Annotated in this window: 12 protein-coding genes; all 12 read left to right on the top strand. The window is 39.4% G+C overall.

Annotated features, from left to right (window positions below; translation table 11 throughout):
* The first annotated feature begins 5 nt into the window (after positions 1-5).
* The 12 genes from sctN (at position 6) to EPYR_RS09950 (ending at position 11164) form a co-directional block, all read left to right on the top strand.
* Entirely contained in the window at positions 6-1301 is a 1296-nt protein-coding gene (gene sctN, locus EPYR_RS10005) for a type III secretion system ATPase SctN (RefSeq protein ID WP_012668291.1), read from the top strand.
* Positions 1285-1746, top strand: coding sequence for a hypothetical protein (locus EPYR_RS10000; RefSeq protein WP_014539003.1), 462 nt, complete (start codon positions 1285-1287; stop codon positions 1744-1746). Before sctN ends, EPYR_RS10000 begins: the two co-directional genes overlap by 17 nt.
* Entirely contained in the window at positions 1727-2572 is an 846-nt protein-coding gene (locus tag EPYR_RS09995) for a SpaN/EivJ family type III secretion system needle length determinant (protein ID WP_041474003.1), read from the top strand. Before EPYR_RS10000 ends, EPYR_RS09995 begins: the two co-directional genes overlap by 20 nt.
* Positions 2569-3495, top strand: coding sequence for a FliM/FliN family flagellar motor switch protein (locus tag EPYR_RS09990; RefSeq protein ID WP_012668288.1), 927 nt, complete (start codon positions 2569-2571; stop codon positions 3493-3495). The genes EPYR_RS09995 and EPYR_RS09990 overlap by 4 nt, the downstream gene beginning before the upstream one ends.
* On the top strand, positions 3485-4156 hold the full coding sequence (locus tag EPYR_RS09985) for an EscR/YscR/HrcR family type III secretion system export apparatus protein (RefSeq protein ID WP_012668287.1): 672 nt from the start codon (positions 3485-3487) through the stop codon (positions 4154-4156). Before EPYR_RS09990 ends, EPYR_RS09985 begins: the two co-directional genes overlap by 11 nt.
* Positions 4153-4407, top strand: a complete 255-nt coding sequence (gene sctS / locus EPYR_RS09980) for a type III secretion system export apparatus subunit SctS (protein WP_012668286.1) — start codon at positions 4153-4155, stop codon at positions 4405-4407. The genes EPYR_RS09985 and sctS overlap by 4 nt, the downstream gene beginning before the upstream one ends.
* Positions 4408-4419: 12 nt before the next feature.
* Positions 4420-5190 (top strand): type III secretion system export apparatus subunit SctT, encoded by a 771-nt coding sequence (gene sctT, locus EPYR_RS09975; protein ID WP_012668285.1) that lies wholly within the window; start codon positions 4420-4422, stop codon positions 5188-5190.
* 13 nt (positions 5191-5203) lie between these two features.
* A complete protein-coding gene (locus tag EPYR_RS09970; RefSeq protein ID WP_012668284.1) occupies positions 5204-6295 on the top strand; it encodes an EscU/YscU/HrcU family type III secretion system export apparatus switch protein in 1092 nt (363 codons plus the stop codon).
* Between the two features lie 154 nt (positions 6296-6449).
* Complete coding sequence (locus EPYR_RS09965; RefSeq protein ID WP_012668283.1) at positions 6450-7007, top strand: SycD/LcrH family type III secretion system chaperone; 558 nt, start codon at positions 6450-6452, stop codon at positions 7005-7007.
* Positions 7004-8905 (top strand): type III secretion system translocon subunit SseC family protein, encoded by a 1902-nt coding sequence (gene sctE / locus EPYR_RS09960; RefSeq protein ID WP_012668282.1) that lies wholly within the window; start codon positions 7004-7006, stop codon positions 8903-8905. The genes EPYR_RS09965 and sctE overlap by 4 nt, the downstream gene beginning before the upstream one ends.
* Positions 8906-8945: 40 nt before the next feature.
* Positions 8946-9947, top strand: coding sequence for a hypothetical protein (locus EPYR_RS09955; protein ID WP_012668281.1), 1002 nt, complete (start codon positions 8946-8948; stop codon positions 9945-9947).
* A 65-nt stretch (positions 9948-10012) separates the two neighbouring features.
* The gene (locus tag EPYR_RS09950; RefSeq protein WP_012668280.1) at positions 10013-11164 is read left to right on the top strand and encodes an IpaD/SipD/SspD family type III secretion system needle tip protein; all 1152 of its coding nucleotides are present in this window, start codon (positions 10013-10015) and stop codon (positions 11162-11164) included.
* Positions 11165-11255: the final 91 nt, after the last annotated feature.

The raw sequence follows: 11255 nt of genomic DNA, 5'->3' as shown, positions 1-11255 counted from the left end.
TTTATATGTTTACACACATGTTGGTTCGTCTCGCTCATCCACTACGTATTCAAGGAAATGTGATAGAAGCATACCTTCCAGGAACGAAGATTGGAGAAATTTGTCAAATCCAGAAATCATTAGTTGAAAGTGAAGTTTTAGGACTCGCGCAAATAACCGGATTTAATAATGAACATACATTTTTAAGCCTCTTAACGGATAGTCAGGGTTTTTCACGAGAAAACGTATTGTTGCCAACGGGTAAGCCTCTGCGCGTTGAGGTTCATGAGGGCATAAAAGGGGCCATCATTGATGCTACTGGAACGATCAAAGGGCATCTGGTTGATATGCCTGTTACTCCTTACACAAATGTAAAGAGTATTATGGCCTGCGGTTCGGCGCGTGATTTTAGCTTACGTAAACCAATAACAGAGCCATTGTTAACCGGAATTCGTGCCATTGATGGTTTGCTTACCTGTGGTCAGGGACAACGAATCGGAATTTTTGCGACGGCTGGCTGTGGTAAAACATCGCTGATGAATATGCTAATCGAGCATTCAGAAGCGGATATCTATGTTATCGGCCTGATAGGTGAACGAGGACGAGAAGTAACTGAATTCGTCGAATCAATGAAAAAGTCTTCAAGACGTTCAAGGATCGTAATAGTTTATGCTACCTCGGACCGCTCTTCGGTGGAACGTAGTAATGCCGCACAAATTGCATCAAGTATTGCCGAGTATTTCAGTGAGTTGGGCAACAATGTACTACTTTTTGTGGATTCGATCACCCGTTACGCCCGTGCGTTGCGTGACGTTGCACTGAGTATGGGGGAAATGCCCGTGCGTCGCGGCTATCCTGCATCAGTGTTTGAGGCGTTACCAAAGCTGCTCGAGCGGCCTGGTCGTTTCCTCACCGGATCAATAACAGCATTTTATACTGTGCTAATTGAAAACGAAGAAGATCCAGATGTAATCGGTGATGAAGTGCGCTCGATTTTGGATGGACATATCTACCTGAGCCGTAAACTCGCCGCTAAGGGGCATTATCCGGCCATTAATGTACTTAACAGTATTAGCAGAGTTTTTTCACAAGTAACAGAACGAAATCAGCAGCAAATGGCGAACTGCTTCCGTGATTTATTACAGCGTCAACGTGATATGCAGCTATTTATTGATTTAGGCGAATATCACCGGGGTGAAAATGAGAATAATGATATTGCTTTTGATAAGAACGAACAAATGGAAGAATTTCTCAAACAAGATATGACAGAAAAAATGGAAATTTCGACCTGCATGGATATGTTATATGGATGCGTGGCATAAAGGGCGTCAGTTTATTGATCTTATCGAGTATAAAAGAACATTGATTGATATGAAGATGGTTAAGGTTGAAAGGCTTATAAGTCAAACCAAGCGGCTTCTGAATCAACAGATTCATGAATATAATTTAATAAGACAGAAAATAAATTCATTGACACCTTCAGGCGTACTCGAGAAATCAAAAATTCACCAAGGCATCAGGTGTCAGGGTGTTTTACTATCACGTCAACAACTTATTATTATTAAGATAAACCAGCTTGAAGAAGAAAATATAACGCAAGAAAAAACACTCCAGAATTTTCAAATTCAAAAGGGCTTTCTGGAAAAGAAATACTTCAAAGTCACTCGTGATTTATACCGTCGATACAATGACTATACTATACGCAGTGATGAAAATTCTGAAGATGACGCACTGGAGACGATCTGCTATGGCAAGAGTAAATTCTGACATTGATACAAAACAATTTATCGATAATGATGTTTCAGCGGTAGAAAAACCTTTTGATGATATGCTTGACAAGGTGCGAGAAAAGAAAGATCCAGACCCTGCAGATGATTTATACAATCTTCAACAATATATTCAGCAATATTTAGCTGTCAGCTTAGCGAGCGGTGGAAGAAAAACTGAGCATAATAGAACTGATAAATTATTTTCATCTCATAACAGTGAAGAACATTTTTATCGATTTAAGCCAGGTGCAGACAGGCTTGGTTTAAACTCTGGACTTTCTATATCGCAGCAATTGCAAAGTAGAGATTGTAAAGAAGTTAAAAACTCTGTGCAGGCTAATAGCAGCGTACTAACAATGGATAAAAGTAATTCTGACAAGCTTTCTAAGCACATAGGGGGACTCGAAGAAAAGGAAGATTTCACCACGCTTAAAAGCCATTTTTCTGTTCCGCCTGCTCATGGAGATTCGGCTTCACTGGGAGAAGATACTATATCGCGTGGAGAAAACATGCACCGTTCCAGGACACAGCAGCTTATAAAGTTCGCCAACGAAGCTGCAAGTTTAAGCGAGGTCCGCGTTGATAAACAAGATGTAAATCTGGTTTATCAGTTCCAGCGATGGACAGGCGATCATTCGGTGAAAGTGTCAATACCTTTCGACTCAAGCAGCGGTAATATCACTTTGTTACCATCTGACGCGCGTGTAGCCGATGTACTTTCCAGAAATATGGATCGAACAATACACCGTATGTCAGACCTCCTACTGCAACAACATGATAAAGATGAACGTCAACATCATCAGGATGAAGAAGATAAAGAATGAGTCTACGTCATCATTTGCGTCATGTAGATCAGAGCCAGAGAGCATTAGAGTTTCTCAAAAATAGCCATATTGGTAGTGAAGTCATCGTTCCAAATGCAGAAGGTCGCTACCTGCGACTTATTCTGAAAAACGATTCTGACTTACGAAATGAAGCATTGATTAATGTCGATGACTGGTTGCAGATGATGGATTATCGGTTGCCCGGCATTCCATGGCAACAGGTACCATTAAGCTACTTGATCCGATGGTTAAATAGTCTGAATCATATTTTTATATTGAAAGCAGAAGAGTGGGGGGTAGAGGAAATTAAATTACCTTGTGCCTCTTTGCCAGAAAAAATACTCTGTATACCTGCTAAGCCATGTCCACTATTGTGCATCGATTGGTCAGAGGGCATAAATCCTGAATTCAACAAGTGGCATCTAAGACAATATGGTATTAACTTTATATTAGACCTACATTTAGGATACAGTCAATTACCCATATCATTGATCAGTGATATAGCTTTAGGAGACTTATTACTAATTCAACATCAATTGCCCTCTCTGCAAATCGGAAAAAATAAGCTATTTCACTTGAGTCTTATCAATAATCAGGAGGTGGTTGTGCTAGAGAAGTTCACAGACCAGCAAGAAGAATACCGTGATGAAGAAGAAACGTTGCATAAATGGTCGGATCTCCCAATCGAAATAGAGTTTGTGCTTGATAGTAAGTCTACTACTCTCGCAGAACTCGATACTATAGAGCCGGGAACGGCGTTTCCTTTAAATCAATGTGCTGAACAGCGAGTAAAAATTTATCTTAACAGAAAGTTTTTTGCTCGTGGTGAATTGGTGGCACTCGATAACGGTAATCTGGCTGTAGAGATCAGGCAGATTAATACAGTCTTAGTAGATGATATGGATATCTACAATGCTGAATAATGACATTTCCTTAATTGGCGTACTTTCTTTTTTTACGTTGCTTCCATTCCTTATTGCAGGTGGTACTTGTTTCATCAAATTTTCAATTGTATTAGTGATGATGCGCAATGCATTAGGAATCCAGCAAGTACCTTCTAACCTTACCCTCAATGGAATTGCACTTATTTTAAGCGCATTTGTAATGATGCCTGTATGTCAGCGTATTGCTGATGATGTTGAAAGCCGGCATATTGATTTTAATCAAAGTGGAGCTATTCCACAGTTGATGGATGATGGGTTGGGGAGCTATCGTGAATATCTGGTGCATTATTCCGACCATGATTTGATTCATTTTTTTAATAAAGTTCAAAAGAAAAGAAATGATGACAATGAAGTCGATATTACTGAACATGAATTGAGAAGATTACCATTAATGACTTTGATGCCTGCTTACGCACTAAGTGAAATTCAAAGCGCATTCAAGATTGCTTTTTATATTTATATTCCCTTCGTTGTAATAGATATGGTTGTGTCCAGTATTTTACTGGCATTAGGTATGATGATGATGAGTCCGGTGACCATCTCTATTCCAATAAAACTGATTCTTTTTGTTGCAATGGATGGTTGGAGCTTATTGGCGAAAGGGCTTATCACACAATATGCTGACCTAATGACATCATGAATAATACTCTATTTATTAGTAACGCTGCTTTAGTTGTCGTATTGAAACTGACAGCAGTACCTATTGCATTCGCCACTTTAGTTGGAATAATTGTAGGCCTGTTTCAAACTATTATGCAAATACAGGAGCAAACGTTACCCTTTGGTCTGAAAATGTTGGCAGTGTTTGCCAGTATTTTTATGTTAATTGAATGGTTTTCAGCTGAAATGTTGAATTTTGCAAATCAAGCTTTCTCAATGGCTTTTAATTAATACGGTATATTTATGCTGTTTATTTCACTTTACTTCAATTTCCAGCACTATTTACTTATTTATGCAATAGCTTATGCGCGCTTGGCGGTAGTCTTTTATATGCTTCCCATATTGGGTGAGCGTATTCTTTCTCATTTAATCATTAAGAATTCAATCATAACGTTGACCATAATAGGTTTATGGCCCTGCTTCGAAAATGTAGCGATAATTGAGCGAGGATGGTACTTGCTGTTGGTTCAGGAGTGCATTGTCGGTTTAATCCTTGCTACCGTCTTGTGCCTCCCATTCTGGATTGTTATTGGGCTTGGTGAAATTCTGGATAACCAACGAGGGGCTTCAATGGCAGACAATATCGACCCCCTGAATGGAGGACAAAACTCTATATTAGCTGGTTTGCTTAATTTTACATTTGGTATGATATTTTTCACCAATAATGGCATGCGTTTATTAATGGAGGCATTCGTCGAAAGTTATCATATTTTCCCAACAAGTAGTAAGTGGCTGGGGTTTCATTGGCAAGAAGCCGGTAGGATTCTAGTCATGCTAATTGAAAGTGGTATTATGCTGGCAGCACCCGTTATCATAGTCATGATGGTAGCTGAAATATTATTGGGAGTATTTGCTCGTTATTGCCCACAGCTCAATCCGTTTTCACTCTCGCTGACGATAAAAAGCTTCATCACATTTATAACTTTCCTTTTTTACGGTTTCAATGCACTGGCTGAAAAGCCATTGAATTTATTCTCTACTGGTATTTTCAAAGAATTCTTTCCAGGCTTGTAAGGTTGATTAAACATTGGCACAAAAGACAGAACTTCCTACGGAAAAAAAGCGAAAAGATTCTGCCAAAAAAGGGCAGTCCTTAAAAATTAAGGATTTTATTACCACGGTTACACTCATCTCCGGTAGCTACTTTCTACTTTATGGGATGGACTTCAGCAGTTTTATATCCTATTTTTCTAAAATTTTGCTCAATGAAAACTCGGTGAACATCGATGATTTTATGCTGCAAATGATGTACATTTTTCTGCAACTCTCGTTTCCTCTAATCGGTGTTTGTTGTTTGTCAGGAATAATAGCCACGCTATTTCAAACGCGCTTTACTATTGCCACACAAGCGTTAAAGCTCAACTTCAAAGCTTTGAATCCTGTTGAAGGTATAAAAAAGATTTTTAGCATGCGAACTGTGAAGGAATTCATCAAATCTTTATGCTATTTGATGGTCTTCTTATTCACTTGTTACAACTTTATCACTAACGATCTAAAACATGCATTGGTTATTCATCATGCGGGTATCGGCCAGTTGATCGTAAGTTTGTTATCATTAACAGTCAAAGCGGTTACGATTTTCATTGCATATTCGTTATTTGTTCTCTGCGCTGATTTCATTATGGAATACTTCCTGCATGTTAAAGATTTGAAAATGGATAAACATGAGGTAAAACAGGAGCATAAAGAAAGTGATGGAAATCCGCAAATAAAAAGTGCCAGGCGACGTGCGCATCAGGAACTGCTTTCCGGGGAAGAAATGGCGGCTGTCAGAAACTCGTCGGTGGTCATGGCAAACCCAACGCATATTGCTATGGCTATTTATTTTAATCCTCAGGTTGCGTCTTTGCCTTTCATTGCATTACGAGCTTCCAACTTCAAAGCTAAAGCAGCTTTATTATATGCGGAGGAAATTGGTATCCCTGTTGTCCGCAATGTTTTGCTTACACGACGTCTTTATAAATCTTATGTTCAGTACAGCTTTATTTCAATTAATGATGATGATTTGATGGCAGTGATGGATATTCTCATTTGGCTCCGTCAGGTCGAGATAGCAGGTATGGAAAGCGCGGTACCTTCCAGCGATGTGACTAGCGATGAACTCCTAACGGATGAATAAGACCAGCGTTTAAAATAGCTACAACAGCAATACGGTTTTTTTGTATTAAAGCTCGATTATAAACAGGTATAATATAGCAAGTATTCTCCATCGTCTGCATTTGGTTTAATTGGACGTTCCATGCGTGTTTAGCTAATCATGTAAGAGGTCAAGAATGGAATATGAGAATATAGCGAAAGATTCGAACGCTCAAAATCAATCCCAAAACGATGATGAACTGGAAGAATTCTCTGATAATCTCATTGAAGCGATCCAGCATGGCGCTGTTCTTAAAGATGTGCAGGGTGTTACTAATGATACGATGAACGATATCTATAAAATAGCGTACGAATTTTATCATCTAGGTAGATTAGACGACGCTGAATCTCTTTTTCGTTTTTTATGTATCTATGATTTTTATAACTCTGAGTATGCCATGGGTCTTGCCGCAGTTTATCATTTAAAAAAGAATTACCGCAAAGCTATAGATTTCTATGCTTTGGCTTATTCTTTATCAAATGAGGATTACCGACCCATGTTTTATGCCGGGCAGTGTAATTTATTGTTGCGTCAAGAAGTTCTGGCTAGAAAATGTTTTACTATTGTTATGAACAAGTGCACCATTATACAGCTTAAAGAAAAAGCAGAAAAGTATCTGTCAGCACTCGATGAAATGAGTGCAGATACAAACATGAATACTGAAAATAAAAGTAATAAACAGGAGGCACAATGAATATACCTGTTGATAGCTCAGATCGTATACTATACATTCCCGCAGCATTAGAAGCAAGTCACGAAGAGTCTAAAAAAGAGTTTAGCCAATTTCATCGTTTTGCTAATTCGCAAAATGGACTTCACTCTTGGACAGGTGATGTCAGAGAAGCATTGAAGTCGCTTCAGCCGGATCAGTTGCACGAAATTTTAAAAAAAACGGGCAGATCATTGTCTGGGGCCGGAAGCAATCTTCCTGTTGATCGGCAGGATATACCTAAACTGAAGGTTCCTGTTGGTAGTCAAAATATGGCTTATGATATGGATTCCGATCTGTCTACCAAGAGCGAAGCGGTAAGTTACTCAAGCACATCAGCTGAAATGACAGCGTTAATAGGGAGAGTCAATCAGCTATCTGTCGAATGTTCCTTAGAGAAGATGGTGTCCAAACTTCAGGCTTTCAACGCCACGATGAATGGGGCAGGAAAAGCTTACTCAAATTTGGCTGCAGACCTTGAAGCGCAGGGGCTGCATTGGGCAGGTAATGCTGATACTCTTAGAGCAGCCTATGCACATGCCGAAACCCTTGAGCAGATGAAATTCGATGCACAATCCAGGCTGGATGAAGCGCATAGCACTTTAAAAACTCTGCAAGTTAAAGCTGAAACTCAAGAGCCACAATCCGCGCTTTTGCAACTACAACTTATTGCTGCGAACATAGAAGTTACGGCAGCGTTATCTGCCATGAACGGTACATCAAAGAATTATGAAAACTATGTCATTGCGGTACTCAACCCTGCAATTGCGGCTAAAAAGCTGGCTCAGGAGCGACTTAATTCAACACTCGGGCAAGCCAAGTCGTTAATTGCTTCATTAAGTGTCCAACAGCATAGCATTATCCAAAATCTCCATCACGAGAGTGTAAAGGAGGCAAAGAGCCTGACTTTTTTGATCGCATTAATGTCGCAGTTGATCAGCCAAAACTCCAGTGAACACTTCAGCGCCCTGACTTTACTCATACAAAAGTTATCTGAAGCAGCAGCCAAGTATGCTGAAAAACAGGCTCAAGAGTATGCAATTGAGGTCCGTAAGGCAGAAGACTTACAAAATTCCATGGGCTTGGCATCTAAGATTTTTGGTTGGGTAGCATCTTTCCTCTGTTTCGCGGCGTCAGCACTTACTGGAGGGGCCACATTCGTATTGGGGGTAGCGTTGCTGGGTGTAATGGCAGTAGATGAAGGTTATCGAGGGATCACCGGATATTCATTCATTCAAGAAGGGATGGAGCCGTTCATGGAATATATTGTACAACCTTTGATAAAATTTTATTCTGATATATATACAGCTATAGCAATCTTTGTCTTCGAAGACGAAGAACTCGCTGAGCGTATAGGGCAATTCATGGGAACAATAGCCGCAATATTGATTATCATTGCGTGTACTCTTCTTATAGGATCTGCTGTCGGGAAGATTGTTGGTTCAATGGCCAGCAAACTTGCAGATAAAATAGGTGAGAAAATGCTTAAAAGGATAATGGACCTAATGTTCATGCAGGTATTGAGATCATTTTATCAAGGTGCCGGTAGTGTGTTTAATATGAGTGCTCTCAGAATTTCGCAAATTTCATATTATACTCAAATGGCTGCTGCGGTAATAACATTGGCAAATAGCATTATTCAAACTGCAGGAAGTATTGCAGCCGCTGATATGCTGGTTGAAGCGGCCAAAGCGCGCGCAAAATTAATAGAAAATTCTGCACTGCAAGAAATAATCCAAAGTATCCTGAATCAGGCGGAGGATGCATTCAGGTTTAATATGGAAGCGGTAAATAAAATTTTAGAGGACATCTCGTACGTCGCTGAAAATCAAATGCAGGCGGGAAAATATATCACTAATAAAATGAGCCACGTAGCAGGTTAAACTTGTTTTTTTACGATTGTAATAAAAGGAAATTAAAATTATGACTTGTGTTACTAATAGTTCCTATACTGAAATTTTCGCTCCGCCGAACGCATATTCAGGTCTAAGCGGTGGTTTTGATGAAAAACACATATCGGCAACAAAAGGGGGGGCATCATCAAACATTCTGCAAGATGCAGAGATAAGCGAGTTACTTAACTCCCAAGGGTCTCGCCTGAATGGCGAGTCTCAAATCAATCCTCCGTCATATAAAAAAGATCAAGCTGATGTTCGAGAAAATGAAGAAAACGATGGGTCTTATATAAACGTATTAGGAGATCCTTCAATCTTCTTAATTAGTACAAAAATAGTCAAAATCATAAATTATATGCGTGACAAATTAAATAAATTGATTACTCAGAGCAGCGAATCGTCAACGCTTGCTGCCCAACGTCAGGGGCTGCATAACATTCATAGCGCTGAGAAGAATCGGGACGGTGCAATCTTTGGTGGCGTGGCAGGTGTGGGTTTGGGTTTGGGAGGAGCCGTGGCTTCTGTGAAAGGATTGAATGCCGTGGGTCGATCGACTAATCAAAACCTTAAGCCGGCAAAACTCAAACAAGAGGCATTAGAAAGTGACAGAAAAACGTTTATAGATATTCTTGATAAGAAAAAAGCTGCAGGTGACCCGGTTGATCCCAAACTGATGTCCAGAATGGATCATCATAAAGATTTAGAATCGCAAATACAGGCGCATCATGATAAGCACAGAAAAGTAGAGATCAACGCACAAAAAACCAGTTTAATCAGTGGCCCGCTCAACCAATCTTCTCATTCTGTGACACAAATAATTACCAGTAGCTATGGGGTTGATGCTGCTGGAGAAACCAGCAATGCGGGTTTAGCAGAAGCTGATAAACAGATTAATTTACAGACTGGGGAAAATCATAGGCAAATCATCAGTTCAAATGATAATGCCCTCAATACGATGAACAAGACAGTGGATGACGTATTGCGCAGTCGAAATAATGCTACAGATGCTATAGTCAATAAAATTCACTAAGTTATCAAGCTCAAAAATGAGGGGCATTTTATTGCCCTTCGATTGTTGTTATAATGAGGTTAATCATGTCTGAAATCACTAGCCTCGGGGATCAAACTATAGCCGTGACCGCTGGAACTTTTCCATCCAATGCTCAGGTAGGTCAGGCTTATTCGCGTAGCCTCGAAGTTCCCTCTTTTGAAACACAAATTATTGATAATGAATATGTGCGATATGAGATAAATAAGAAATTATTACTTAGATTAAGTAATATTCTCACAAGCGAAAGATGTAAAGATAAACTATCAGAAGTCAGGCAATTCCTTAAAGAAGAAGATATGCTTGATGACTCTGGTGATTTTGATGAAATTAATGATATTATCTGTGGTTTACAGGATTCATATGAAAATATCAGTAAGAGTAATAAGAATGCAGATGTTGATATTAACGACCAGGAAAAACTGACAGGTATTAACGAACGTTATATACAAAAAATATATAATCATATTCGAAAAAGCTCGATTTTGTTAGATACATCAACAGTTGAATCTTCACTGCAGCTGGAATTAGCTAAAGACGGTGCTTCTGCAAATGTAGTTGAAGTATTGGCTAATGAGGAGATTACACCAGGCACAAGTTATGCTGAACTGTGGTCTAAAATTGCCAAGGCCATAGCCAGTATCAAAGAAGATTATGTCGATTTTTATGCTTCACTAATGAAGCAATATACAGACTTGTATCAATCCTATAATGAAAACGTACAAAAGGCTTCTTCAGATGCCATGTCAACAGGAGAAGATGGTAATAATATATCTTTTGACCAAGAAAAAATGGAAAATGGATACAAGAAATTTAAGGAATATTTGGCTGATGCTGACCCCGGCGTGGTCAAAAATTGGGATAACATGTCTATCCAAGATCAGGAGAGCATGCGACTCGCCCTTGCACCAGCTTTTGATATTTCCGTAGATGGAAAAATTAGTTTTAATCTAAGTCAATATGCGACGGTCGATGGTTCATTACCTAAAGGCGAAGGTAATAAAGTGCCTACCGTAAATTATCACGCGTGGCTGGCAACCTTCAATACAGCCGGCAGCGCATTGCAAAGTAATATGCAGTCTTTTGCACAGCGATACAGTCAATCTAATAGCACATTCGATCAGTTAAACAAAGTACTGAGTGGCGTGATCAGTACACTTGGCGACAGTGCAAGAGACGTTTTCAAAGGATTGGGATGAAACATTTAGGCGTTCCTGTCTCTTTATATTTAAATCGATTGTGTATAGTGAAAAGGCCTGCATATCATTTGGATGTATCGACAATTTTAAT

Origin of the sequence: Erwinia pyrifoliae DSM 12163, assembly GCF_000026985.1 — a bacterium.
Lineage (GTDB): Bacteria > Pseudomonadota > Gammaproteobacteria > Enterobacterales > Enterobacteriaceae > Erwinia > Erwinia pyrifoliae.
This window is presented reverse-complemented; position numbering and strand designations above follow the sequence as displayed.